Here is a 23,743-nt window from a genome sequence, read left to right as displayed (position 1 = left end):
AGGACATTCCAGCACCCATGGAAATGGAGGACGTCGTGAAAAAGATTCACGTTGCATTCATCGCTAGCACCATCGCCACCGTGATGGCCGCCACTCCCGCACACGCCATCGGATCCAGCGCCGCCCCGATCCTCACCCACGCCACGGCACAGGCAGCGACCGCGCCCTACGCCACCCAGATCCGCACCGTCGACGGAGTGGGCCTAAACAAAGACGAAGCCGACTTCATTTGGATCCTCAACGAATACCGCGCCGCCCACGGACTCAGCCGCCTCCGCGTCGACCAGGAGCTCACCAACAGCTCCCGATACTGGTCAGAGGTACTAGCTTCCCAGCACCACCTCCACCACTCCGACTTCAATGTCTACGAAAACGTGCTGGAAAGTCCCCACTACGACATGGCCCGCTACCTCTACCTGTGGCAGCAATCCCCCGGCCACAACGCCAACCTCCTCGAGCCAAAAGTCAGCCGTGTCGGATTCGGCGTTCGCACCGCACGCGACGGACAAAACTACGCCACGCTGCAACTGCTTTAGGCACGCCATCAAAGTTGGCGCGATAGGAAAACACTGAAAGAATTCGGGGCAAAATTCTATCCATTAATCCCTGAGAATTACCCCAGAAATACAGCTTTTCAACAATAGATCATTTGCAGCTCGCCCAACGCGCACAAAAATAGGCACCCCGGACTTGGGGTGCCTATTTTCCTTTTTACATACACCCGGAAGAAGAATTTCAGATACTTCTTTGAGCACTTTTTTTCGTGCGAAAAACTAAAGGATGTAATTCTTTTGCTGCAGAATTTCTATCCCTTTTTTACGCGCCCGCCCAATGGCTTGCGATACCTCACACACCCCAAAGATTTTCTACATCACTTCAGTTTTCGCCAGATCGCAAGGCGCACCACCTGCAATACCCACCCCGCCGGCATTTCGACATGCGCAAACGCGCACACCCTCATGCCGGTTGCACCCCCAAGAGGTGCTTAAGCCTGATCCGCTCGTCCGCAGCAGCAACTACCTGTTGACCCCACTGGATATAAGCGAAAACCCCCTCGGTCACGACCACTTAACCCACACATTGCCATAGGCGAAGGGCCGGCGCCACAGGCCCCTCACCCATCGCACCGGCCGCCTCACCCCTTTGGGGAAACCCTTTTCACACATCCCAAAAGCCGTGCCAGCCGCCTCGCCTACGTAGGAGGCGGCCACACGGTTGCCGCCTACACCCCAAAGGAAGCTGAGACTTTAAGCGTTATGCGCATCAATCCACGCGATCACCTTGTCCATGGCCTCCACCTTGGCGGGCTCGTTAAACACTTCGTGATATTGGCCAGCCCAGTAGACCAACTCCTTATCCGCCGAGGAGATGCCGCTGTACCAATCCTGCGCGAAGTAGCACGGGACCAGACCATCCTGCGTGCCGTGCATGATCAGCGTCGGCGCGGTGAAGTGGCGGGCATTTAGGCCGTCGTACACCGCGGCGAACTGCATCTGCTTGAGCATTCCCTCCGACAGGTTTGGGTTAACCAGGGGATCGTTTTGATACTCCGCAGACACCGCCGGATCGGTGGCTACGCCAGAAGTAAACACATTCGGGATGAGCACCTTTTCGGATCCCGGCAACGAGGGCAGGCGCATCTCGACATTGTTGGGGCGCTGCGCAAGCTTGAGTCGATCCTGGAAGATGGTCCAGTCGCTGACGGGGCGGCGCTCCCACAGCTTCGGGGCGAGCTGGCCTTGCATATCGCTCATATCGCGCGGGGTGACGTAGTCTCCGGGCTGGTTTTCGCCCGTGAAGTTCAACGGCGCGCCACCCCCATTGGTAACGAATCCGTCAATCTGGCCCGGATACTTGATGCCATAGAACTGGGACGCCAACGAACCCATCGAGTGCCCAAGCATGAAGGTCTTCAAACCTGGGTTTTCAGCCTTAGCCTTCTGCACAACCAAGTTCATGTCATCGACCAGGAAGTGGAAGTCGTCGATGTGTGCCCGAGTGGAAGGATTGGCATCGGCGGTTTTCCCATGTCCTCGATGGTCGAGCCGATAAACGTTGTACCCGGACTGCAGTAGTCGGTTGGCAACGTAGTCGTAGCGGCCCGAGTGCTCGGCCGCGCCGTGGACGACAACGACTGTGCCACGCGCATTCGGAACCTGCTGCGAGTGCCAGTAGACCTGTGTGCCCTTGCCGTCTTGACTGGTGAGAAAACCTTCGCGATCGTCAACACCGGCGGGCTTTTCAGCGGTGATTTCGCTGGGCGGAACAGCTTTAGCCACGGGCAGATTGATGACCGGGGCGAAGACGAGCGCGCTCGCAGCCGTGATGGACAGGAACGTTCGGGAAAGTGACATAGTGCCTTACACCTCTTTCATAGTTGACTATGTTCGGCATCACATGCATGCACTTCACCCTATGGACCTTTCCGGTAGTTACTCCATCAGTAAATCTACTACCCAGACCTTTAGTCCCCTTTTCACCCTATTTTGGGTGGTAGTGGGGGTATCATTTCAATTTTTAAAACCAAATGGTTCGCGCCATAAAACCCTACATTTGCCACAATTGCCAGACATGCCCCCGCACTGGCTGCCCATGCCCGCCGACCTCGCCCAAAAGCACCCCACATACCCCTCACCCCTTCGGGTGGACACATTAGCAAGCCTGCAAATCGAGTGCGTGCAAGGGAGCCATTACCCTTCTAGCCTCCACAACGGTTCAGATAAGCGAGATTGAATATGTCTCTGCTTTCGCTAGGCCGCCCGTCACCACCACCCGTTTAGCTCACCTCGCTCGGGGTCTAGATCCCCGTCCACCCCCACATGGTGCAGCACCCCTGCTATCCTGCACTCACATTCATCAACACTATCGACTGTTAGGAGCCCCATGCGCACCACCCACCGACTCATCGCCGCCGGCGCGACCCTCGCCACCGCAGCAGCCATTGCCACCGCAGCAGCAGCCCCCGCCTCTGCAGACTGTGTCCCCTACCACACTGACCACTTGGGCCCCATCAACGTCCACCGCGCCAACAACGATGGCGCTGCCGATCACTGCTCCCTGATCGACTGGGGCACCTACTGGGAAGGCGTCGGCAACAGCACCAGCCAATTCGGTGTCATCAACCTGAAAACCGGTAACAATGACTACGTCGTCATCACCGTCAACGATGACCTCGGCCTGCTGCTTGGTTCCAGCGCCAAAAACAGGGAAGGAACCGTCGGAGAGGAATAAACCTCTGCGGCACAACAAACGGCTCGCGAATCCCACCAATTAGCTATGGGATTCACGAGCCGTTGTCGTTGTGATCGTTAGAAAGCCAGGAAGTTCTGGCGCTGCAACGCAGTATCCTTCTCACCCGGATCAGGCACCTCAAAAGGATTTTGCAACACCGTCGGGGCCTGACCACGCGGCCGGTGGTAGTGCGGCAAATTCGCATCCTGCGGCCCCGTCGAGACCCCAGCTTCTGCGCGCGTCGGCACCGGCGGCAAAGGATCCGGACTATTGCCCGGCGCACGCATCTGCTCCAGCTCCTCATCGGTAAACGCCTCATTGACCGCGAAGATCCGCACATGCTTGTCGATATACACCGGGGTCACCCCGGGAGAATCCCACAGGTAATTCTCCATCGACAGCAACGGCAGCTGGAACGCCCAGAAACTCGGCGGCGAGACATAAATAAAGTTCACCTTCAACCGGCGCGCCGCAACATCCACCCGGTTCGGGGCATCCGGGTCGCCATAGTTCCCCTCCCCCAACAGCTGCGTCTTCCAGAACAACACATTGGTATCGCTGTTGTAATCAGACGTCGGCCACAAATAGTGACGGAAAAACGCCGGCAAGTTGTTGTAGGCATACATCCAACCCGAGCCTTCCGCCGGGTTAGAGAAAATGTGCCCATCGAAAGCATGCGGCTGCTTCGCCAACCACTGGAACGCCTTCAAATCCCGATCATCCACCATGCGGTCATCAGCGCGGGCAGCATTCAGCCCGAAGGTGTAGGCATCTTCCGAATGCTGATAAGACTGCACCGCGATGATGGTGCCGCCAAACAATGCCGCGGAAATCGCCAAGATCGCCGACGCCACACGCAGCTTCTTCACCGGCCCCAACAGGATCAAGCGACCCACCGCGGCACAAGCAATACCTGCCCCGGCGACCACCATCATGGCCTCCGGCATCACCAAACGGTGTCCGGTGTTGTAGTGCAGAGACGACAGCCCCTCCAGGGCGTCGCCGAAAAACCCATCGAAGGGCAACAAAGAATAGGCGGTGACAGACAGCGAAATGCCGTAGAACAGCGGAGCCCACAGGTTGCCGCGCCACAGCAGCACGATCACCCCACCGGCGGCGGCAGCCCACAAAAGCCACCAGTTCGCGCCGAATTCCTCAGAGTGGCGGGTCAAAAGCTCCGCCGCCCGCGTCCAGGCTTCCTGGTGCGTCTCGGCCTCCACGGCGGTGAACCCGGACACCACCTCAATTTGAGAAGAACCGGTCAAAATCTGCGGCAACAGCAGCAGCGTGCCGACGATGCCGGTGGCCGCCAGCAACAGCACGTCCCGCAGGCGCACCTTCACACCACCCCACACGCCAGGGGCCTTGCGCGCAGGGCGCCACAGCGCATAGGTCAGCCACCACAGCGCCAACGCAATCACCACGATCGTCGCCGACGCCGGGTGAGTTTCCACCATGCCCGTAAAACCAAGTGCCGCAGCAAAAGCCCGACGAGGGGTAGACGGAACCGACATGAAGATCGCAAGAACCGTGCCGGCCATAAAGACGCCAGCCAAATACGGCCACATGCCCACGTAAATGCCGATGGGGTACAGCGCCGGCACCACCGGCGCAATGACAGCCGCCAAACCGGCAGCAATCTGGGCGGTCAAGCCCCGATTACCGACCGCTCGCCAGGCGATGGCAGCCACACACATCGGCAGCAGCATGCCCGGCAGCACCAGGCCGGTAATGTTTGTCGCCGCAATGGGATCCAGGTGTCCCACCCGCATCAGCACCCAGCCGCCGGCATGCCAGGCGGTGGGATAGTACATCTCCGCCATCGACTCGGTGTTTTGCAATTCGCCCATGCGGGTCGACGATGCGATGCCAGTGTTGTCGATGAAGCGGATAACGCTGGCGTGCCAGTGCACATCCCAGCCCTGATAAATGTTGTTAATGCCGTACTTCACCTCATCGAGCAAGCTCAATGCTCGATGGATGATCATGTAGCTGCCGGCCACAACACCTACGGCCGGTAGCACCCACACGGGATCAAAAAGACTGCCCACCCGCCACTGCTGGACGGGATCATCGCTGCCCGGTTCGCGGGCTTTGACCTTTGGTCGCCCGTAATACGCGGTGATACCGATACGCCACGCTATGGCCAGCAGCAGGAAGAACCCCCACACGATGGCCACAGACGGCAAGGTATAACGCCACGGGGACAAGCCGAAAAACCAGCCGGCCAAACCGTAGATACCGAAGGAAACCGGAATTGAGATTGCGGCGGCGGAAGGGACTTTGCAGCCAGAGACGAACGCGAGGATAAAACCGGGTCCCATGAACACTGCCATCGCCACAAGGACGATGCTCAGAGAAGACATTGAACCCTTCCTTTCCTCTTCTTCGGACGCGTCAGCGCGGCAAAAACCGAAGATGTTGTTCTTTAAGACTGTGCGCCTCGTGCGATGTTGCGACGTTGACCCACAGCAAACCGCAGACAGTGTAACCCGCAGAAACCTGCTTGCTCCCCTCGCCCCGCCGTGAGGCAATGAGAATGCGGTCACCACGACGCATATTTTTGTGAAAATGTTGCGCCGGTTGGCGATTGCCTAGCTGGATAGTTCGTCTTCGGAGCGTTTCGCTCTCGTCAGCTCCGCACGGGCCGCGAGTTGATCGTCCTCGGGATAGTCGACAGCGACAAGACTCAACCCTTTTGCCGGCGCTAGGGGAACCAGCGGGGAACGCTGCTTCTCCCCTAGCAATTGGGTGGGGAAATCTTCATCCCGCCTGCCTTCTGCGACGGCTAGGCAGGCCCCAACGAGGCAGCGCACCATGTTCCAGCAAAACGCATCGGCTTTAACTGTCGCGCGATACAGTTGCGGTTCAAGGTCGGTGGAAATGTCTTCAAAGTAGAACGCCTGCAGATCGCGAATCGTGGTGGCGCCTTCTTTGTGTTTGCACACGGCGGCGAAGTCATTCAGGCCTACGAATTGTGCGGCGGCCTTGTTGAGCAGATCGAAATCGACAGGTTTGCCCCATTGCGCAGTGTCGCGGGCGCGGGTCGGAAGCGCCCCCCACGGGGCGGTGGTCACCCGATAGTGATAGGTGCGTGCCAGCGCTGAGAATCGCGCGTCGAAACCTTCCGGGGCGGGTTCGACGGCCGTAATCCGCACGTCTGGCTCCAACAAGCGGCCCATGCGGCGCACCAGGTTGTTGACCTGTCCTGCCATTGACCTGGTTTCCAGGAAGCTTTTGGGGATGTCGACGTGGGCGACTTGTCCGGCGGCATGTACCCCAGCATCGGTCCTGCCCGCCACGGTCAATGGGCAGCGCTCCCGGGTGACCAGGGCGAAAGCATCCTCGATGCATTTTTGTACGGTGCGTAAATCGCTGTCGCCTTGGGCTGCCCACCCGTGAAAATCTGTGCCGTCGTAGGCGATGGACAGCTTTAGCCGGATCGTATCCGAAGCCGTTGTGTCGGAAGCCGGCGCCACAACATCGGCGTGATTTTCTGGGTGAGACATGGGGGTCATTGTATCCTGCGCGGTGTGAGACCGGTGTTGGGGGATCGTGGGTAGCAAAACACCCCGGCACCAGCCACCTGAGGTGGTCAGTGTCGGGGTGTGTTTGCGGTAAAGCTAAAAGAAGAAGTGTTTACTTCTCTTCGCCCTCGGCGAGGGTTTCGACAGCTTCAGCTTCCTGCTCTGCCTCAACTTCCTCAACGATGGCCTCAGCCTTCTCCTTGTTTGCCTTGTCCTCGGCGGCCTTCTTGGAGGCAGCGGCGCGGGCAGTGCGGGTGGCCTCGGTGGAGACGAGCTCCTCGGTCACCAGGGAGATCTGAGACATGGGGGCGTTGTCGCCCTTGCGGTTCTCAAGCTTGATGATGCGGGTGTAGCCACCCTCGCGACCCTCAAACTTCGGAGCCAGCTCGTTGAACAGGTACTTAACGACGTCCTTGTTCGGCATGGCAGCGAGAACGTTGCGGCGGTCGGCAACAGTGCCGGACTTTGCCTTGGAGATGAGCTTTTCTGCGTAGGGACGCAGCAGCTTCGCCTTGGCATCGGTGGTCTTGATAGCACCGTGCTCGAACAGCTGGGCAGCCAGATTAGCCAGAATCTTCTTCTGGTGGGAGGCCGAGCCGCCGAGACGGGCGCCCTTCTTGGGCTTAGGCATGGTGTACTCCTCAGGTACTTAAAAGTGTGAGTGCGGCAGCCGGGTTTCGCCGGGCAGCCTGCGACGGCAAGAACTACTCGTTGTCGGCTTCGTCGGGGTCAATGAAGCCACCGGTTTCGGCGTCGTACCCCTCCAACTGGGTGGGGTCGAAGTCTTCCGGTGCATCCTTCAGGGTCAGACCCAGGGAAGCCAGCTTGATCTTCACTTCGTTGATCGACTTCTGGCCGAAGTTGCGGATGTCCAGCAGGTCGGATTCGCCGCAGTTGGCGAGTTCACCGACGGTGTGGATTTCCTGGCGCTTCAGGCAGTTGTAGGAACGGACGGAGAAGTCCAGATCCTCGATCGGCATGCTGTAAATCGCCTCGTGCTCGGTGTCGGTGCTACCAGCACCGATTTCCAGGCCTTCGGCGGCGGTGTTGAGCTCGCGTGCGAGACCGAACAGCTCCACCAGGGTTTTGCCTGCGGATGCCATGGCATCGCGGGCGGTGATGGAGTTTTTGGTTTCGACGTCGATGATCAGCTTGTCAAAGTCGGTGCGCTGACCCACACGGGTGGCCTCGACCTTGTAGCTGACCTTGAGCACCGGGGAGTAAATCTGGTCGACCGGGATGCGGCCGATCTCTCCGGTACCGCCGTACATGGTGGCCGGCACGTAACCACGGCCGGGCTCCACGACGAGTTCCATCTCCAGCGAGCCCTGCTCGTTGAGGGTGGCGATGTGCAGATCCGGGTTGTGCACCTGCACGTCGGCCGGAACCTCAATGTCGGCGGCGGTGACCACGCCTGCACCAGACTTACGCAGGTACATGACGACGGGGTCGGGCGACTCGGAGGACAGCACCAAGCCCTTGATGTTGAGGATGATGTCGGAGACATCTTCCTTGACACCGTTGATGGTGGTGAACTCGTGGAGAACGCCGTCGATCTTGACGCTGGTCACTGCTGCACCGGGGATGGAGGACAGCAGGGTACGACGCAGCGAGTTGCCAAGGGTGTAGCCGAAGCCGGGCTCGAGCGGTTCGATAACGAAACGGGAACGAGCGGCGCTGATCGGCTCCTCGGTCAGCCGGGGACGCTGGGAAATGAGCATGTATGTAACTCTCCTGTATTGACGCCCGCTATATGACGTCTAGGGAAAAGAAGGGGAAAAACGTTGAAGAGAAGATCTGCTCTACCGGCAAAAGTGCCTGCGCATCCGCAGATGCGGGGTGCGCGGGTCTTCGCCGGGGTTAAGCGGCTTACTTCGAGTAGAACTCGACGATGAGCTGCTCCTGCAGCGGAACGTCGATCTGAGCGCGCTCGGGCAGCTGGTGCACGAGGATGCGCAGGGTGGCGGGAACGACCTGCAGCCAGGCCGGGACGACTGCGTCGACGAGGTTCTCCTGAGCCTCTTCGAACCACAGCATCTTCCGGGACTTCTCGCGAACATCGATGATGTCGTACTGAGAAACCTGGTAGGAGGGAACGTTGACCTTCTTGCCGTTCACGGTGAAGTGACCGTGGGAGACCAGCTGGCGAGCCTGGCGGCGGGTGCGTGCCAGACCTGCGCGGTACACCACGTTGTCGAGGCGGGACTCGAGCAGGATGACCAGGTTTTCACCGGTCTTGCCCGGGCGACGGTTTGCCTCGGCGTAGTAGCGACGGAACTGCTTCTCCATGACACCGTAGGTGAAGCGAGCCTTCTGCTTCTCCTGCAGCTGGAGGAGGTACTCAGACTCCTTGATGCGAGCGCGGCCAGCCTGTCCCGGGGGGTACGGGCGGCGCTCAAATGCCATATCTCCGCCGACGAGGTCGACGCGGAGGCGGCGGGACTTACGGGTTGCGGGGCCGGTGTAACGAGCCATATCTAGTGACTTTTCCTTTCCCTACTAGACGCGACGACGCTTCGGCGGACGGCAGCCGTTGTGCGGCTGGGGAGTCACATCCGAGATCGAGTTGACCTCGAGGCCGGCGGCCTGGAGGGAACGGATGGCGGTTTCGCGGCCCGAACCCGGGCCCTTAACGAACACGTCAACCTTCTTCATACCGTGATCCATTGCCTTGCGGGCAGCGTTCTCGGCGGCCATCTGAGCGGCGAACGGGGTGGACTTACGAGAACCCTTGAAGCCGACGTGACCGGAGGAAGCCCAGGAGATCACAGCACCGTTCGGGTCCGTGATGGACACGATGGTGTTGTTGAAGGTGGACTTAATGTATGCGTGGCCCTGGGCCACATTCTTCTTTACGACGCGACGGCCAGTGCGGCGTGCGCCAGAGCGTGCTTTAGGAGGCATTGATTACTTCTTCTTTCCGGCGATCGTCTTCTTAGGACCCTTACGCGTACGAGCGTTGGTCTTGGTGCGCTGACCACGAACGGGCAGGCCACGACGGTGGCGCAGACCCTGGTAGCAGCCGATTTCGATCTTGCGACGGATGTCAGCCTGAACCTGGCGGCGGAGGTCACCCTCGACCTTCCAGGTTGCTTCGATGACGTCACGGAGAGCAGCAACCTGCTCGTCGGTGAGGTTATCGGTGCGCAGGTCGGGAGAGATGCCGGTCTCTTCCAGCAGCTTGGCGGCACGGGCGGGGCCGATGCCGTAGATGTAGGTGAGTGCAACCTCCATGCGCTTGTTGCGCGGGAGGTCAACTCCAGCAAGACGTGCCATGTGGCAGTTACCTTTCCGGTTTTACGGTGGTTTTCTCCTCATTCGTCCCCGCCGATGGTTCCTTGAATCCTCTCGGTCGGTGCCGAGGGGCAAGGATGCTTATACGAGGCTCCGGCCACCGCAGCCAGAGGTGATGCAAGCCCACTAGTCAGCACATCCCGCACGCCATACGTGACGGGTGCGGGTGATAACGCTGATTCCAGAAAAGGCTATGGAATGAGGAGGCGTGAAAATGCTCTACTTGTAGCGGTAGACGATGCGACCGCGGGTCAGGTCGTACGGCGACAATGCGACGACGACACGATCCTCGGGCAGGATACGGATGTAGTGCTGGCGCATCTTGCCACTGATGTGAGCAAGAACCTTGTGACCATTGTCGAGCTCGACACGGAACATTGCATTCGGCAAGGGTTCGACAACGCGACCCTCAACCTCGATGGCGCCTTCTTTTTTAGCCATATCCTCCACTTTTCCTTAAGCCACTTGAGCGTGGCTCTTGGTATTTGCAGCCGCATAATCGGCCCTGAAACAAGTGGCGCGCGCACGTGTGGCGCACACCAACTTGCAACAATACACATACGCTGGGATTTTTTGCAACACGGTTCCATAGCAAAGACCAGCAAAAGTGGCGAACACGACACGCCAACCCCTGTCGGGGATCGCAGCCTTGGCGCCGAGTGGGTTATTTTGCGGGCCGCACGAAGCAGGTGGTGTCTTTGCCGACCAACGCGGTGGCGGTGACATGGATGGTGTCGATGTCGGCGTAGTTCACGCCGAGAAACACCGAGCGACGCGATTCGGTATCTGCGTTGTGGATGGTTTCCGCGATGGTTTGGCCGTCATTCATGGCGATGTCGAGTTTGATGACATCTCCGGGTTGCCCTTTGTATTCGGCCTCGAGGTGGCCTTCGACATCCCCGAAGACGATGGCTGGCCCGCAGGAGCCGTCGTCATGGATGGTGATGACTGGTTCTTGGGGCGCGCGTTCGGAGGCCGCGATGGCGTGGCTCATTTGGGTTTCGGCATCGGGGTGTACTCCCACATGGCAGGCCGACAGCGCGGCCAGCATGAAAAGAGCGCAAAGCCCTGCTACTCCGCGAGTCTTCATATTCTCTATCCTTCCCGATCCTTAACCCAATCGGTTTCGGGCTACTTGAGGCGATTGGAGCCACCGTGCCCCTGAGATATTTCTACGCTAACGCATCCAGGGGTTTGCCTTGCCGATTTTTAACACTGTCCTAACATGACAAAACATCCCAGCCTGGATGGCTGGGATGTTGTTGCTGCGGGCGCGGTCTTAGTAGACGAAGACGACGTCGCCGGGCTTGAGATCGTTGAAGTAACGGACTGCGTCACCGTGGTTGAGGTGGATGCAACCGTGGGACAGCAATGCCACAGAGCCGGCGTGGAAAGCGATGCCGTTGTTGGTGAAGTAGGTGGAGTACGGCATCGGCGCGTTGTTGAACTCGCGGGAGATTTCGTCCTTGACCTGACGGTTCACGCGGTGAACGCCGGTGGGGGTCTCGTAGCCGGGAGCGCCGGAGGAGATCGGGACTGCTCCGTAGGTCACGTTGCCGTGGCCATCCTGCAGCCAGGAGCGCTCGCCCTTGAGGTCGACGCAGGCGCGGGCCCAATCGGGGCAGGGGCCACGATCGAAGGCTGCGCGCTCTGCGGCGGCGCGCTGAGCGGCGGCTGCTTCTTCGGCGGCGCGGCGTTCAGCTTCGGCGCGCTCTGCGGCGGCGCGGATTTCTGCTTCCTTTTCAGCGATAACGCCGGGGAACAGACCATTGACGGCACCGTCCACGGCATTCTTGGCGCCCTGCGCCATCTCCGGGGGCAGACCATTGGCTGCGTCGTGGAGTGCGTTACGGGTATCCCAGGCACCCTGACGGAGATCGATGCCTGCAGAAGCGCTAGAGCCAGCAACGGGCTGGGCGCTAGCGACGGCAGGCTGTGCAGCTACGGTGGCGGCGCAAGCAATTGCTACGGCGGCCACGCGGCGAGAAGTCGAGGTGAGCATGCCTAGCAGTATAGGGGGCTTATCCAGGCTTTACACAAACTTCTACAAGCCAATGTGTGTATCGCTGCCCTACCGCGCTCGCTTTCGACTTTGTCCACACGTGGCGGATTGTTGTTTTGACGCGGAAGAAAACTTATGGTCAGCAGCACTTTCCGGCACCTCAAATGGAATCAAGTGCATCCTGCGCCGTGCGTGACACCCCGCGAAGAAGTGTGACCTAGACTTTTTCTATTTATTGCTGTGATTGCGTTCGCAGGCACAGTCTCAGCCCTGCCCGCGGGATATTTCGGCACGCTTTGTCTGGTGTTGACACAGCACAAGTGGGGATCCATCAACCGCGAATCCCCACTTGTCTCTAACGCTGTGGAAGCTTAAAACCCTGCCGGGCGGGGAGTTAGAATTCGTGGCCCACCTGCGGTCGCTGCGACGGTGTGCTCCCAGTGGGAAGCCCAGGAACCATCCAGGGTGACTACAGTCCAATCATCCTCCAGCACGGCACTGTCTTCGGTGCCGAGGGTCAGCATGGGCTCAATAGCCAGCACACTGCCTTCCTGGATGACCGGCCCACGACCGGGCTTACCCTCGTTGGCCAGGTACGGCTCTTCATGCATCGTGCGGCCGATACCGTGTCCGCCATAGCCATCGACGATGCCCAGGTGCACACCGAATTTCTGCTCTGCCTTGCGGGTGGCCACCTCCAGGGCGTGGGAGACATCAGTCAATCGGTTTCCGGGAACCATGGCCTTTAAGCCCTCCATGAGCACCCACGCGGTGGCATCGTTGAGTGCCTGTGCGTCTTCTTCCAATTGCCCAATGCCGAAAGTCCATGCGCTGTCGCCGACCCACCCTTCGAAGGTGGCGCCACAGTCGATGGAGACCAAGTCTCCCTCTTCGAGCTTGTGCTCTGCGGTGGGAATGCCGTGCACGATGACCTCGTTGACACTGGCGCACACGGAGGCGGGAAATCCTTGGTATCCCAGGAACGTCGGAATTGCACCCGCATCGCGAATGGTTGCCTCAGCGATCTCATCGAGGTCTTTGAGGCTCATGCCTGGCTTTGCGGCCTCACGAACATTGACCAGGGCCTGGCCGACGATGCGGCCGGCAGCCTCCATGGCGTCGAGTTCGCCTGGGGTTTTTGCGGGGATCTGCTTGTGCTTTTTACGGAAACCCATGGGGGAAGGACTCCTTCAAGAGTGGTTAAAAAACCGCCGGGGCGGGTTGAGGAATAAAAAATAGCAATAAGGGAAATGCATGCCCCATCAGCTGGGCATGCAAACGGCCCGCACCTTGCATAAAGATTTTCACCGTTTGGTGGCAAAGGCGGGCCGTATGTTGCAGGAGTTTGTGAAAGTATCCGTAGTTTTCGCCCCGCCGCTGTCTCAATAGAGGTCGGCTGGGCGGAGTCGGCTACTTAGCGAGTGCCTCGAGGGCTGCCATGGTGCGGGCGTTGATGTCTTCAACGCTGCCCTCAGCCTCGATGGTGATGATGGCGTCACCGTAGTGATCAATCAACGGTGCGGTCTCATCGCGGTAGACGTGCAGGCGGGTGCGGATGGTGTCCTCGTTGTCGTCCGCACGGCCACGGGCCAGCATGCGCTCAACGACGACGTCTTCGGCGACGCGGAACTCAACCACGCCGTCGAGGGTAGCGTTCTGCTTGGCCAGGATCCCCTCGAGCAGGTCGGCTTGCTCGACGGTGCGGGGGAAACCATCTAGGAGGAAACCGTTTTTCGCGTCGTCCTCATTAAGGCGGGACTCGACCATGCGGGCGGTGACGTCGGTGGGGACGAGTTTGCCGGCATCGATGTACTGCTTAGCCTCCACACCGAGCGGGGTTCCTTCGCCAATGTTGGCGCGGAACAGGTCGCCGGTGGAAATGTGCGGAACACCGAGCTTCTCGGAGAGGATAGCGGCCTGGGTGCCCTTGCCGGCACCGGGAGGACCAAGGAGGACGAGTCTCATTTGAGGAACCCTTCGTAGTTGCTTTGCAGAAGCTGGCTTTCAATCTGCTTGACCGTAGTCAAAGCCACGGACACCAGAATCAGGATGGCGGTACCACCGAAGGCTCGCAGCGTGCCGCCGCCCGCGCCAGAGATACCGAAGTCCATCATGATGTTCGGCAAAACAGCGATGATGCCGAGGTAAAGGGCACCAACAAACAGCAGTCGATTCATGACGTAGCCCAGGTACTGGGCGGTGGGGCGACCCGGGCGAATGCCGGGGATGAAGCCACCGTACTTCTTCATGTTATCGGCTTGCTCGGCCGGATCGTACTGAACCGAGACATAAAAGTAGGAGAAGAAGATAATTAGCGCGAAGTACAGCACGATGTACTGCCAGCTGGACGGAGCCTGCAGGTACTGGATGACGTTGCGCTGCCACCAGTTGTCGCCCATCTGGTGAGAACCGGAGTTGATGATCTGGGTGATCAGCACCGGAACGTAGATGAGGGAGGACGCGAAGATCACGGGGATCACGCCACCCTGGTTGACCTTCAGCGGCAGGTAGGTGGAAGTGCCACCGTACTGGCGACGGCCGACCATGCGCTTGGCGTACTGGACGGGGATGCGGCGCTGGCCCTGCTCAATGAAGACCACACCGATGACCAGCAGCAGCACTGCAGCGACAACTGCGGCAAAGACCACCGGGCCGGAGGACTGGTAGACCTGTGCGCCCTGTGCGGGCATACGGGTGGCAATACCAGCGAAGATCAGCAACGACATACCGTTACCGATGCCACGTTCGGTGATGAGCTCACCGATCCACATCACCAGCACAGCACCTGCGGTCATCGTCAGCACGATGATGATCAGGTCAAAGATGGTGCGATCCTGCTTGAGGACAGACACCCCGTTGCCCAGCAGCTGACCACGGTCAGCAAGCGCCACGATGCCGGAGGACTGCAACAGCGCCAGGGCAATCGTGAGGTAACGGGTGTACTGCATCATCTTGGCCTGGCCGGATTGTCCCTCCTTCTTCAATTCCTCGAAGCGAGGAATGACGACGGTGAGCAGCTGCACAATAATCGACGCGGTAATGTACGGCATGATGCCGATCGCGAAGATACTCAGCTGCAGCAAAGCACCGCCGGAGAAGAGGTTGACCATCGAGTAGATGTTGGAGCCGTCGGCGGTTGCGTTCTTCAGCGCATCCATGACGGTCTTGTAATCAACACCGGGGGTCGGGATCTGGGTACCGATGCGGTACAACACGATCATGGCGATCGTGAAAAGGATCTTTTTTCGAAGATCCGCGTCTTTTAAGACGGAGACTAGGGCGGACACATATCCTCCTGCGTCCCCAAGTTCGCCGCCTGAAGGAAAACTTGGGGTGGAAATGGTGGGCAGCCAACCCTATAGAGACATGGGTGGCCTGTCATTACAACGTTTCAAACTTACCAGGGCGTCGACAGATTAGCTACACGAGACCACATTGCAGTGGTATACAACCGAGCGCTCTCGGCAGCAACAACATCGAAAGCTCCAAACTGAGCGCTTCGACAGCGGGGCTAAGGGCAGCGACCTGGCGTACCGATCGGCCAGACATTCGGTGGATGCAAAGATCCAGTTCGCTTGGCACTTCCGAAGGGTTGGCGAGCCGATCAACAGCAGTACTCGCGCTCACCAACGCCGATGTCCAACACGGATCCTTTCCTCTTTAGCGCGCCCATACCCTTGCCAAACGCCCGTCACCCCCTCGCTCACTGATTACCGTCGCGTCGAGACGGACATATAAGCGGAGCCTTCAGCATGGTTCAGTACGCGAAAAAAACGGCGACCCGATCCCCCATCGGGAAATCGAATCACCGCGTGGGTTCCTACAGTAAATATAGGAAACCTAGAAATTTTTAGACGGTGCCCAGGCTGCGCACGCCCTGCACGCCGCCATCCTGCGGGCTGGTGAGGAATACCCACGGATTCCATCCTGCATTCTGGATGGCGGGACGAACGACGTCGCGAAGGGTTTCATCGCTGACATCGGCAGTGCGGGAAAGCACGAAACCGCTGAGACCATTCGGAGAACCGACGATCATGAGGTTGCCATCATCGCTGCGGTAGCGGATCTGATAGTTGGTGGGGCCATCAATGTTCTGGAAGGGGATGTCATTGAAGGCGACACGCAGTTCGTTGTTCTTCTCTGCGCCAGTGAGCTTTGCACGTCCATTAATGACGGAGTCGTTGCCGAACCAATCGGTGCAGGCGTTGCGGACGCTAATCATATCCTCGGCCAGCACCTCGTAGGTGGCGGTGGTGTTCTTAGCGCACTGGAGGTTGAACGGAGTGGGGATCGTCGCCACCTGGTACCAGGTGCCCTTGAGCTCCTCGAGGGATGCAACGGTGGGCTGCTCGAGGGATTCCGGCGCGCTGGAACCGAAGTTCATAGTGGAAGACAGGTCGGTTGCGGGGGTCGGAATTCCAGTGAAGCCCCGATCAGCCGCGAGGGCGGGGGCTGCGGAGCCGACGAGGACAGAGGTGGCCACTGCAAGGGTGGCGGCGATGCGTGAAATTTTCATAGGCTCGACCGTAGCAGGAAAACTACAGCAAGCTAAACCTAATTTAGATAGTTAGTAAAGGCGAAATGTGCAGGTCACCTAACCACGCTATAGCTATGATATTACCTTTAGATCTGCCTAAGCCACTCGACACATAGCCTTAGCACCAGGACTTTTCATCCCCCACGGAAGAATTTTTCACTGCCAGCCACACAGCGAGATACCACGCAAGAAGCCGAAAGGATGTAATAGACGGCGTTCAAGTTTGGTCAAAAATTGTTTGACCACAACGGTCCAAACGCGCGGGCGCAGCCAACTGCCCGCCCCTTTGAGCGTCATCAAAGCGACGCCAAATACCTTAAAAAACCGGTGGCGGGCCCACACGCTTTGGGTGCGTGGGGCCCGCCACCGGCGGACACATGTCATCGAAAACAGGAGGTGCGCGAAAGGGCCTTAGGAGGAGAAGCCCTTGAAGATGCCCAGGACACCTTCGATGGAGCCGGTGACCCCGTTGCCAGCCTTAGCCTTGGCGGCATCGTATTCTTCCTGGGAGATCGGGGAGGTCGGGCACGGGAAGTCGTAGCCGCGGTCGATGGCGGGCAGAACCTTGTCGGCCCACTCAGCCTTGCACTTGTCGATTTGCTCCTGGGTGGTCACACCGTACTTGAGGACGGTCTTCTCACGGCGGTTGAGGTCACTGTTGTCAGTGGTGCTGCTCGTGCCCTCGCTGGATTGGAAGTTCTTGAGGTTGGAGCTGAAGTCATCGCCAGCGTGAGCGACAGGAGCAGTTGCGAGTGCTGCCACTACCATTCCGCCGGCGGCGAAGGTAGCAGCAAACTTACGGGAGATCTTCGAAGGAGTCATTGGATCGGCCCTTTCTGAATCTGGGGGTTAACGTTGTTCGGGTTCGGACTTGGAACAACGTGTGCCAGCCACGGTAGGGGTGTTTGAAAGGGATTTCAAGAGAAAAAACCGGATTATTTCCAAGTGATGGAAATAATCCGGTTTACTCATGTGTTAATCGTTACTCCACCCGAGCGGGTGAAAAACGATTACTTGGTGGCGTTAATGGAGCCACCTGCTGCCTCAATCTTCTCCTTCGCAGAGTTGGAGAATTTTTCGGCAGTTACGTTGACCTTGACGCTGATTTCGCCGGTGCCGAGCACCTTGACGGGCTGGTTCTTGCGAACCAGGCCGGCAGCAACGAGGTCGGCAACGGTGACGTCGCCACCGTTGGGGAAGGCCTTGTTCAGGTCGGCAACGTTGACGACCTGGTAGTAGACCTTGGCGGGGTTCTTGAAGCCCTTGAGCTTCGGAAGACGCATGTGCAGCGGCATCTGGCCACCCTCGAAAGCAGCGGAAACCTGCTTGCGAGCCTTGGTGCCCTTGGTACCGCGACCGGCGGTCTTACCCTTGGATGCCTCACCGCGGCCTACGCGGGTCTTGGCCTTGTTTGCGCCCGGTGCCGGGCGCAGATCATGAAGCTTGATGGGTTCGCTCATGTTTTACCTACTCCCCCGCTACTTCTTCGACGACGACCATGTGGCGCACCACGTTGATCATGCCACGAACCTCAGGGGTATCGGGGCGGACCACGGAGTGGCGAATGCGCTTGAGGCCGAGGCTGCGCAGCGAGTCCTTCTGGTTCTGCTTAGCACCAACGGTGCCCTTGAGCTGAGTGATCTTCAGGGCCATGGTGATTAAGCCTCCTGACCTGCGCGTGCGCGCAGCATACGTGCCGGAGCGACCTCTTCGAGGGTCTTGCCGCGGCGAGCGGCAACCTCTTCGGGGCGCTGCAGCTGCTTCAGGCCGTCCACGGTGGCGTGGACGACGTTGATAGCGTTGTCGGAGCCCAGCGACTTGCACAGAATGTCCTGGATACCAGCACACTCGAGCACGGGGCGAGCTGCACCACCGGCGATAACACCGGTACCGGGGGCTGCCGGGCGCATCATCACGATGCCAGCGGCTGCCTCACCCTGAACAGGGTGGGTGATGGTGCCGGCAACCATCGGGACGCGGAAGAAGTTCTTGCGAGCCTCTTCTGCACCCTTCTGGATGGCCGCGGGAACTTCCTTGGCCTTGCCGTAGCCGATGCCGACCATGCCTTCGCCGTCACCGACGATGACCAGGGCGGTGAAGCTGAAGCGACGGCCACCCTTGACCACCTTGGAAACGCGGTTGATGGTCACGACGCGCTCGATGTACTGCGAGCGCTCGTCCTGCTGCTGGTTGCGACGATCGTCGCGGCCACGGCCGCGGCGCTCGTTGCGGTTGTCCTTGTTGTTGTCGGCGGTGCGTCCGCCGTCACGCCGTTCACGTCCCGGCATTACGCGATCCTTCCGTTGTTTTTCTTGGCTGCGGTGATCATTAGAACTTCAGACCACCTTCGCGGGCAGCGTCAGCCATAGCGGCGACGCGGCCGTGGTACTTGTAGCCAGCGCGGTCGAAGACGATCGTTTCGATGCCGGCTGCCTTGGCGCGCTCAGCAATCAGCTGACCGACCTTGGCTGCCTTGGCCTTCTTGTCGCCCTCAAGTGCGCGCACGTCGGCCTCGATGGTGGAGGCTGCGGCCAGAGTGTGGCCCTTCAGGTCGTCGATGACCTGGACGTGCATGTGGCGGGAGGTGCGGTGCACGACGAGACGCGGGGTCTCGGCGGTGCCGCGCATGCTCTTGCGGATGCGGAAGTGGCGGCGGGCACGTGCCACACGACGGCGGGTGGAAATATCCTTGCCGATGGGGAGGCGCTTGTTTGCTTCGTTGCTCATTACTTACCCGTCTTTCCGACCTTGCGGCGGATCTGCTCACCCTCGTAGCGGATGCCCTTACCCTTGTAAGGATCATCCTTGCGCAAACGACGGATGATAGCTGCGATCTGGCCGACCTTCTGCTTGTCGATACCCGTGATGGACAGTTTGGTGGTGCCATCCACAGCGAAGGTGATGCCTTCCGGCGCCTCGATGAGGATGGGGTGGCTGTAGCCCAGGGAGAACTCCAGGTTGGAGCCCTTCTGCTGGACACGGTAACCAACACCGAAGATTTCCATCTTGATGGTGTAGCCCTCGGTGACACCAACAACCATGTTGTTGATCAGAGAGCGGGACAGACCGTGCAGGGCACGGTTCTTGCGAGCATCGTCGGGGCGGGAAACGATGATCTCGTTACCCTCAACAGCGACGGTGATCGGGGCGGGGATATCAACGTTCAGGGTGCCCTTCGGGCCCTTGACGTCGACGTGCTGGCCGTCAAGCTTGACCTCCACACCGGAGGGGATGACGACGGGGTTCTTACCGATACGCGACATATCTTTTCAAACCTCCCTTACCAGACGTAGGCGAGGACTTCTCCGCCTACACCCTTCTCGTGAGCCTGGCGGTCGGTCAGCAGACCCTGGGACGTGGAGATGATAGCCACGCCCAGGCCACCGAGGACCTGCGGCAGGTTGGTGGACTTGGCGTACACGCGCAGACCCGGCTTGGACACGCGACGAACACCTGCGATGGAGCGGGTGCGGTCAGCAGCGTACTTGAGGGTGATGGTCAGGGTCTTGCCGACCTTGGCATCCTCAACGGTGTAATCAGCGATGTAACCCTCGGACTTCAAGATTTCGGCAATGTTTGCCTTCAGCTTGGAGGAGGGCATGGACACGGAGTCGTGGTACGCATTGTTAGCGTTGCGCACGCGCGACAGCATGTCGGCAATAGGATCAGTCATGGTCATAAGACGACCTTGATGCCTTTCTCGTTGCGGTTCCTACTCACCCTGCGTTATCGCATTTCATTGGCCACTTGGCGCTCTAACCACTCAGTAGTGGCAGAGCTCGCTGCCTCCAAAAAAATTTCGGCGGACGCTCGTGGGCGAGGGGCCTACAACAAAGTAGGTGCTTATATGAACAGTGGGAGCTGCTTTGTGCAGGTTGTGGCGGTTTTAGCCGCGTGAACCCGGCGCGGTGTCCGTGTATGGTCACCGTGCGACAGTCCGACGGGCAACATTATCAGCAGAACTATGTGCTGCGCAAGCAGGCGTTTCGCAGGTCACACCCAGGTTAGGCCGTGGTACCAGTCTTCGCATGCCCCACAGGCGTAGCCGACGGGGTGCCAGCCGCACACTCGGGCTTGTTCGCACGCGGGGCAGGTGCACTCGGCGGGGTGCCGTCCGGGGGCGGGGGCACAGGTGGTGCAGCCGCAGTCACTGTAGTGGAGGTGCTGCTCCTCCCCTGCGGGGTGGGGCGTGGTAGGGAGAGTGATGGGCCAGGTGTGGGTGGGCGGCTGCGCGTTCGTGGTGTCTGGGTCGCGGATCACGAACGTGGCGAAGGTGTCCGCATCGAGTAGGGCCTGGTTGCCGACGACGGGTTCGAGACGGCCGTGGGGGCCGTAGTGGTAGAGGGCCAGTCCCGCTTCGCGGAGGGCGGGGTCGGCTGCGACATCTGCCGCGTCCCCACGGCCCGCGCTCAGTTGTGTGAGTGCGGCTCGGGTGGGGCCGGGCAGTTGGTCTTCACCCCAGGTACCGATCCCGCCTGGGACGAAGGGCACAACCCACAAGGTGGGGTTAATGGACGGTGACATTGCCATCCATGCCGATGGTGATGTTGGCGGTCATTGCCTTGGCGAGGTTGAGCCGCTGCCAGGAGCCCTTGGGGCCTTGATCATCCAGGGGCAGCCCGGCGGGCAGGGCGGTTTGGGCCAGGATTTGGCGCCGCTGCTCGTAGGAGAGGTGGGGGAAGGCACCCAGCAGCAGGTCGGGGGCTGCTTGGGGCACGATCATCGGGGCGTCGGTCGCACCGATGGGGGCGAAGCCGTAAGTGGCGCGGGTGGTGTACTCCCCTACCGAATCTTTGGAGTAGGCCTTGCCGGCGGCATTCTGCTTGGCGACACAGTTAGCGAGGGTATCGCCACAGCGCCATTCGAGTTCGGCGCGGATTTCTTCGGCCGCGGCCTGGAGGTTGGCCCGCATCTTGGGGTCGTTCCAGCGGTCGGCGGCAGCGGCGGTGCCGGTCATGCGGCCACCAATAACGTCGAGTGGGTAGTGCACACCCATGACTACGCGGTTGTAGCCGGCTTCGCTGCCGCGCGCCAGGAATTGCGGTGCCAATTCTGGCAGCATCGCGGCTAGCAGGGTGGTGGTCCAGGTTGCTTGGTTGGTGTGACCGGATGGGAAGGACTTGGAGTTGAGGTATAGCTGGCGGCCATCGATCTCGTAGCGCTTGATGCGCTCGGGGGCGACGAAGAAGGGCCGGTCGTTTTTATAGATTTCTTTCTCGATGAACATCGAGGAGGCTAGGCCACCGGCGCGGGCGAACCAGCCACCACCGAGCAGCATTTCGGTCTTCGGCAGGCGGTGCTCGGCGAGGGCGGCGTGGACGTGGGGTGCGAGATCCTGGCCGAAAGCATCAGCAAAGGCGTCCAACAACCCGTCCTGATCGGCTTTGGCGTCAGCCTGGGCGCGGGCGATGACGGCGGGATTGTTTGCAGCCGCGTTGTTGATGGCGACGACGGTGTCGAGGTTTTGCTGCATGACAGCATCGTTGGAGCGCAGCGCACCGAAGCTGGAGATGACGTCGTTGTAGATTCCGAAGTCGTGGGAGGAAATGTCGGAGATGTATCCGACGTATGCGTCCGGGCCGAATCGTACCGGCACGGGTGCACCTTCGTGATAAACCGGCTCGTGCTGGCCTGGGGCGACCGCGGGAAGCTTGGGCAGGCTATCGGCCTGGGCGATGCCTGTGGCACCGCTTAGGCTGGCCGAGGCGGTGGCTGTGGCGATGAACAGGGCGCCGATGGCGCGGGCAACGCGAGTGGTTTGTGGGGTGCTGGTCATGGCGTTCATAGTAACCAGAAACACCCGTTTTACGGGGCACTTGGGTTGATGCGGGGACACCCAACTCGACGCAGCTGAATTGCCGGGGAGATATTTACGCAGGTTTGCCCGCGGATACGGGCTTGTTGTTTTTGCGGCGCAAAAGTTGGTCGGCCACCATGGGGAACAGCAACACCGTGACGGCACCTGCTGCCACGAGCAAGGAGGCGTCGTCGTCGGTGATCAGTTCGCTGGCGGTTGCGACCTCGGTGACGGCGACGATGATGGGCAGGCCCACTGCGGCATACAGGGCGAGTGCGACTTGTTCGACGGGGGATAGCTGCTGGGCGGTGGTTGTTGGCACGCGTCGGCGCTCGCGCCACCACACGGGCAGTCCGCGCACGAGAAGAATCAGCAGGACGACGAGCACAACCTTGGCCCATCCCTTCGCGACGACGGAGGCGTCGATGCCCATCCCGGAGGTGACGAAGAAGACCGGGATGAGGAAGGAGAATCCCATGATCTCCAGTTTCTTATCGAAGATTTCCTTGGTTTCGGGTTTTTGGGCAACGAGCCGGCCGATGAGCAGGCCTGCCACGAAGGCGCCCAGGACGACGTCCAGGTTGAGCATGCTGGTCAGCGCCATCAGGGAGATCAGCACCAGCATCGAAAAACGCAAGCCCGTCTGTTGGGTGGTGTTCACACCACTAATGAGGGCTTTGCTGATCCAGGGCACGTTGCGAAACACGTGTGCGGGCAGGTAGACGACGAAGGCTGCTGCAACAACAAAGCCAATGAGCACCAGGGCGGATTGCCAGGCAGCACGGGCCGACAACAGCAAAGTCATGGCGATGATGGGCCCGAGTTCGCCAATTGCACCGTGCCGCATGGCCATGGAACCTAAGGGGGTAGCCAGCTTGCCGCTGTCTTTCAGGATTGGCAGTAGCGTGCCTAGCGCCGTTGAGGTGCTCGCAATGCCGAGCACGATGGCGGTGCGCACGTCGCCGTGGGAGATGGCAAGCCCGGCCGCAATGCCAAGGGCGAGGCATAGAAGGTAGCTGCCGCGGGCGTGTTTGCCGGCTTTATCCACCAGTTGCTCCATGTTAATTTCCATGCCGGCGATAAAAAACAGCAGGCCCAGCCCGAGTTCGCGCACGAAGGCGATGCCGGGGCCGATGTCCGCGAAGTTCAGCACGCTGGGGCCAATGATGACGCCAAGCAGCAACAGCCACACAACATCTGGCACCTTCTTACGCGTCAGGCTCGACAGCAGTGGCGAGAGCATGGCCGCCAAAGCGATCCACCACGCGGAGGTCAGGTCGGTGTGGTGGGCGAGGTCGAAGATATTGCTCATGGTGCTTTCGATGCTGGGGCGAAGGGGACTTTGCCGGAAAAGA

Annotated in this window: 27 protein-coding genes; 2 read left to right on the top strand and 25 right to left on the bottom strand. The window is 59.9% G+C overall.

Annotated elements, in window-relative coordinates:
* Positions 1-17 precede the first annotated feature (17 nt).
* Positions 18-536, top strand: a complete 519-nt coding sequence (locus CAQU_RS02050) for a CAP domain-containing protein (RefSeq protein ID WP_075724797.1) — start codon at positions 18-20, stop codon at positions 534-536.
* 711 nt (positions 537-1,247) lie between these two features.
* On the opposite strand, the gene CAQU_RS02045 is transcribed toward CAQU_RS02050, so the two are convergent.
* Entirely contained in the window at positions 1,248-2,354 is a 1,107-nt protein-coding gene (locus CAQU_RS02045; protein ID WP_075724795.1) for an alpha/beta hydrolase, read from the bottom strand.
* Between the two features lie 529 nt (positions 2,355-2,883).
* On the opposite strand from CAQU_RS02045, the gene CAQU_RS02040 reads away from it, so the two are divergent.
* Entirely contained in the window at positions 2,884-3,231 is a 348-nt protein-coding gene (locus CAQU_RS02040; RefSeq protein ID WP_075724793.1) for a hypothetical protein, read from the top strand.
* Positions 3,232-3,308: 77 nt separating this feature from the next.
* Here CAQU_RS02040 and CAQU_RS02035 read toward each other — a convergent pair whose 3' ends face one another.
* The 24 genes from CAQU_RS02035 to CAQU_RS01920 form a co-directional block, all read right to left on the bottom strand.
* Positions 3,309-5,597 carry a DUF6541 family protein gene (locus CAQU_RS02035; RefSeq protein ID WP_075724791.1) on the bottom strand — a complete coding sequence of 763 codons (2,289 nt, stop codon included), beginning with the start codon at positions 5,595-5,597 and terminating at the stop codon, positions 3,309-3,311.
* A 228-nt stretch (positions 5,598-5,825) separates the two neighbouring features.
* Positions 5,826-6,740 (bottom strand): tRNA pseudouridine(38-40) synthase TruA, encoded by a 915-nt coding sequence (truA, locus tag CAQU_RS02030; protein ID WP_084563132.1) that lies wholly within the window; start codon positions 6,738-6,740, stop codon positions 5,826-5,828.
* A 130-nt stretch (positions 6,741-6,870) separates the two neighbouring features.
* Complete coding sequence (rplQ, locus tag CAQU_RS02025; RefSeq protein WP_075724789.1) at positions 6,871-7,389, bottom strand: 50S ribosomal protein L17; 519 nt, start codon at positions 7,387-7,389, stop codon at positions 6,871-6,873.
* 73 nt (positions 7,390-7,462) lie between these two features.
* Entirely contained in the window at positions 7,463-8,479 is a 1,017-nt protein-coding gene (locus CAQU_RS02020) for a DNA-directed RNA polymerase subunit alpha (protein ID WP_075724788.1), read from the bottom strand.
* A 148-nt stretch (positions 8,480-8,627) separates the two neighbouring features.
* Positions 8,628-9,233 carry a 30S ribosomal protein S4 gene (rpsD, locus tag CAQU_RS02015; protein ID WP_075724786.1) on the bottom strand — a complete coding sequence of 202 codons (606 nt, stop codon included), beginning with the start codon at positions 9,231-9,233 and terminating at the stop codon, positions 8,628-8,630.
* A 24-nt stretch (positions 9,234-9,257) separates the two neighbouring features.
* Entirely contained in the window at positions 9,258-9,662 is a 405-nt protein-coding gene (gene rpsK / locus CAQU_RS02010; protein ID WP_075724785.1) for a 30S ribosomal protein S11, read from the bottom strand.
* A gap of 3 nt (positions 9,663-9,665) precedes the next feature.
* Positions 9,666-10,034: a 30S ribosomal protein S13 gene (gene rpsM, locus CAQU_RS02005; protein ID WP_075724783.1), complete on the bottom strand. Its 369-nt coding sequence runs from the start codon at positions 10,032-10,034 to the stop codon at positions 9,666-9,668.
* A 237-nt stretch (positions 10,035-10,271) separates the two neighbouring features.
* Positions 10,272-10,493 (bottom strand): translation initiation factor IF-1, encoded by a 222-nt coding sequence (gene infA, locus CAQU_RS02000; RefSeq protein ID WP_075724780.1) that lies wholly within the window; start codon positions 10,491-10,493, stop codon positions 10,272-10,274.
* A 223-nt stretch (positions 10,494-10,716) separates the two neighbouring features.
* Positions 10,717-11,142: a hypothetical protein gene (locus CAQU_RS01995; protein ID WP_157108852.1), complete on the bottom strand. Its 426-nt coding sequence runs from the start codon at positions 11,140-11,142 to the stop codon at positions 10,717-10,719.
* A 189-nt stretch (positions 11,143-11,331) separates the two neighbouring features.
* Positions 11,332-12,054 carry a L,D-transpeptidase gene (locus CAQU_RS01990; RefSeq protein WP_075724776.1) on the bottom strand — a complete coding sequence of 241 codons (723 nt, stop codon included), beginning with the start codon at positions 12,052-12,054 and terminating at the stop codon, positions 11,332-11,334.
* Between the two features lie 371 nt (positions 12,055-12,425).
* Positions 12,426-13,229, bottom strand: a complete 804-nt coding sequence (map, locus tag CAQU_RS01985; protein ID WP_075724774.1) for a type I methionyl aminopeptidase — start codon at positions 13,227-13,229, stop codon at positions 12,426-12,428.
* A 235-nt stretch (positions 13,230-13,464) separates the two neighbouring features.
* Positions 13,465-14,019: an adenylate kinase gene (locus CAQU_RS01980; protein ID WP_075724773.1), complete on the bottom strand. Its 555-nt coding sequence runs from the start codon at positions 14,017-14,019 to the stop codon at positions 13,465-13,467.
* Positions 14,016-15,341, bottom strand: coding sequence for a preprotein translocase subunit SecY (secY, locus tag CAQU_RS01975; RefSeq protein WP_075724770.1), 1,326 nt, complete (start codon positions 15,339-15,341; stop codon positions 14,016-14,018). The genes CAQU_RS01980 and secY overlap by 4 nt, the downstream gene beginning before the upstream one ends.
* Before the next feature lie 563 nt (positions 15,342-15,904).
* Positions 15,905-16,570 (bottom strand): lipocalin family protein, encoded by a 666-nt coding sequence (locus CAQU_RS01970; RefSeq protein ID WP_084562679.1) that lies wholly within the window; start codon positions 16,568-16,570, stop codon positions 15,905-15,907.
* 432 nt (positions 16,571-17,002) lie between these two features.
* Complete coding sequence (locus CAQU_RS01965; protein ID WP_075724769.1) at positions 17,003-17,413, bottom strand: hypothetical protein; 411 nt, start codon at positions 17,411-17,413, stop codon at positions 17,003-17,005.
* A 188-nt stretch (positions 17,414-17,601) separates the two neighbouring features.
* Positions 17,602-18,051, bottom strand: a complete 450-nt coding sequence (gene rplO, locus CAQU_RS01960) for a 50S ribosomal protein L15 (protein WP_075724767.1) — start codon at positions 18,049-18,051, stop codon at positions 17,602-17,604.
* Positions 18,052-18,058: 7 nt separating this feature from the next.
* Entirely contained in the window at positions 18,059-18,244 is a 186-nt protein-coding gene (gene rpmD, locus CAQU_RS01955) for a 50S ribosomal protein L30 (protein ID WP_075724765.1), read from the bottom strand.
* Positions 18,245-18,249: 5 nt separating this feature from the next.
* Complete coding sequence (gene rpsE, locus CAQU_RS01950) at positions 18,250-18,879, bottom strand: 30S ribosomal protein S5 (protein WP_075724762.1); 630 nt, start codon at positions 18,877-18,879, stop codon at positions 18,250-18,252.
* Positions 18,880-18,919: 40 nt separating this feature from the next.
* Entirely contained in the window at positions 18,920-19,318 is a 399-nt protein-coding gene (gene rplR / locus CAQU_RS01945; protein WP_075724760.1) for a 50S ribosomal protein L18, read from the bottom strand.
* Positions 19,318-19,854 (bottom strand): 50S ribosomal protein L6, encoded by a 537-nt coding sequence (rplF, locus tag CAQU_RS01940; RefSeq protein WP_075724758.1) that lies wholly within the window; start codon positions 19,852-19,854, stop codon positions 19,318-19,320. The genes rplR and rplF overlap by 1 nt, the downstream gene beginning before the upstream one ends.
* 17 nt (positions 19,855-19,871) lie before the next feature.
* A complete protein-coding gene (rpsH, locus tag CAQU_RS01935; RefSeq protein ID WP_075724757.1) occupies positions 19,872-20,270 on the bottom strand; it encodes a 30S ribosomal protein S8 in 399 nt (132 codons plus the stop codon).
* Between the two features lie 314 nt (positions 20,271-20,584).
* Complete coding sequence (locus CAQU_RS01930) at positions 20,585-21,121, bottom strand: hypothetical protein (protein WP_169836016.1); 537 nt, start codon at positions 21,119-21,121, stop codon at positions 20,585-20,587.
* Positions 21,099-22,367, bottom strand: a complete 1,269-nt coding sequence (locus CAQU_RS01925) for an acid phosphatase (protein ID WP_075728263.1) — start codon at positions 22,365-22,367, stop codon at positions 21,099-21,101. The genes CAQU_RS01930 and CAQU_RS01925 overlap by 23 nt, the downstream gene beginning before the upstream one ends.
* 94 nt (positions 22,368-22,461) lie before the next feature.
* A complete protein-coding gene (locus CAQU_RS01920) occupies positions 22,462-23,700 on the bottom strand; it encodes a cation:proton antiporter (protein ID WP_075724752.1) in 1,239 nt (412 codons plus the stop codon).
* Between the last annotated feature and the right edge of the window lie 43 nt (positions 23,701-23,743).

Source organism: Corynebacterium aquilae DSM 44791 (genome assembly GCF_001941445.1).
Taxonomy (GTDB): Bacteria; Actinomycetota; Actinomycetes; order Mycobacteriales; family Mycobacteriaceae; genus Corynebacterium; species Corynebacterium aquilae.
Note: the sequence above shows the minus strand (reverse complement) of the source record. Positions and strands in the feature narration are given on the sequence as shown.

What these genes read in the sequence shown, in the direction of transcription:
- CAQU_RS01925 (WP_075728263.1), bottom strand. Translation starts at nt 22,367, where the DNA reads ATGACCAGCACCCCACAAACCACTCGCGTTGCCCGCGCCATCGGCGCC.
- rpmD (WP_075724765.1), bottom strand. Translation starts at nt 18,244, where the DNA reads ATGGCCCTGAAGATCACTCAGCTCAAGGGCACCGTTGGTGCTAAGCAG.
- CAQU_RS02050 (WP_075724797.1), top strand. Translation starts at nt 18, where the DNA reads ATGGAAATGGAGGACGTCGTGAAAAAGATTCACGTTGCATTCATCGCT.
- CAQU_RS01930 (WP_169836016.1), bottom strand. Translation starts at nt 21,121, where the DNA reads ATGGCAATGTCACCGTCCATTAACCCCACCTTGTGGGTTGTGCCCTTC.
- CAQU_RS02035 (WP_075724791.1), bottom strand. Translation starts at nt 5,597, where the DNA reads ATGTCTTCTCTGAGCATCGTCCTTGTGGCGATGGCAGTGTTCATGGGA.
- CAQU_RS01970 (WP_084562679.1), bottom strand. Translation starts at nt 16,570, where the DNA reads ATGAAAATTTCACGCATCGCCGCCACCCTTGCAGTGGCCACCTCTGTC.
- rpsD (WP_075724786.1), bottom strand. Translation starts at nt 9,233, where the DNA reads ATGGCTCGTTACACCGGCCCCGCAACCCGTAAGTCCCGCCGCCTCCGC.
- rplF (WP_075724758.1), bottom strand. Translation starts at nt 19,854, where the DNA reads ATGTCGCGTATCGGTAAGAACCCCGTCGTCATCCCCTCCGGTGTGGAG.
- rplQ (WP_075724789.1), bottom strand. Translation starts at nt 7,389, where the DNA reads ATGCCTAAGCCCAAGAAGGGCGCCCGTCTCGGCGGCTCGGCCTCCCAC.
- CAQU_RS01980 (WP_075724773.1), bottom strand. Translation starts at nt 14,019, where the DNA reads ATGAGACTCGTCCTCCTTGGTCCTCCCGGTGCCGGCAAGGGCACCCAG.
- rpsE (WP_075724762.1), bottom strand. Translation starts at nt 18,879, where the DNA reads ATGCCGGGACGTGAACGGCGTGACGGCGGACGCACCGCCGACAACAAC.
- CAQU_RS02020 (WP_075724788.1), bottom strand. Translation starts at nt 8,479, where the DNA reads ATGCTCATTTCCCAGCGTCCCCGGCTGACCGAGGAGCCGATCAGCGCC.
- rpsH (WP_075724757.1), bottom strand. Translation starts at nt 20,270, where the DNA reads ATGACCATGACTGATCCTATTGCCGACATGCTGTCGCGCGTGCGCAAC.
- infA (WP_075724780.1), bottom strand. Translation starts at nt 10,493, where the DNA reads ATGGCTAAAAAAGAAGGCGCCATCGAGGTTGAGGGTCGCGTTGTCGAA.
- CAQU_RS01990 (WP_075724776.1), bottom strand. Translation starts at nt 12,054, where the DNA reads ATGCTCACCTCGACTTCTCGCCGCGTGGCCGCCGTAGCAATTGCTTGC.
- CAQU_RS01995 (WP_157108852.1), bottom strand. Translation starts at nt 11,142, where the DNA reads ATGAAGACTCGCGGAGTAGCAGGGCTTTGCGCTCTTTTCATGCTGGCC.
- rpsM (WP_075724783.1), bottom strand. Translation starts at nt 10,034, where the DNA reads ATGGCACGTCTTGCTGGAGTTGACCTCCCGCGCAACAAGCGCATGGAG.
- truA (WP_084563132.1), bottom strand. Translation starts at nt 6,740, where the DNA reads ATGTCTCACCCAGAAAATCACGCCGATGTTGTGGCGCCGGCTTCCGAC.
- CAQU_RS01920 (WP_075724752.1), bottom strand. Translation starts at nt 23,700, where the DNA reads ATGAGCAATATCTTCGACCTCGCCCACCACACCGACCTGACCTCCGCG.
- CAQU_RS01965 (WP_075724769.1), bottom strand. Translation starts at nt 17,413, where the DNA reads ATGACTCCTTCGAAGATCTCCCGTAAGTTTGCTGCTACCTTCGCCGCC.
- CAQU_RS02045 (WP_075724795.1), bottom strand. Translation starts at nt 2,354, where the DNA reads ATGTCACTTTCCCGAACGTTCCTGTCCATCACGGCTGCGAGCGCGCTC.
- rplO (WP_075724767.1), bottom strand. Translation starts at nt 18,051, where the DNA reads ATGAGCGAACCCATCAAGCTTCATGATCTGCGCCCGGCACCGGGCGCA.
- rplR (WP_075724760.1), bottom strand. Translation starts at nt 19,318, where the DNA reads ATGAGCAACGAAGCAAACAAGCGCCTCCCCATCGGCAAGGATATTTCC.
- CAQU_RS02040 (WP_075724793.1), top strand. Translation starts at nt 2,884, where the DNA reads ATGCGCACCACCCACCGACTCATCGCCGCCGGCGCGACCCTCGCCACC.
- map (WP_075724774.1), bottom strand. Translation starts at nt 13,229, where the DNA reads ATGGGTTTCCGTAAAAAGCACAAGCAGATCCCCGCAAAAACCCCAGGC.
- rpsK (WP_075724785.1), bottom strand. Translation starts at nt 9,662, where the DNA reads ATGCCTCCTAAAGCACGCTCTGGCGCACGCCGCACTGGCCGTCGCGTC.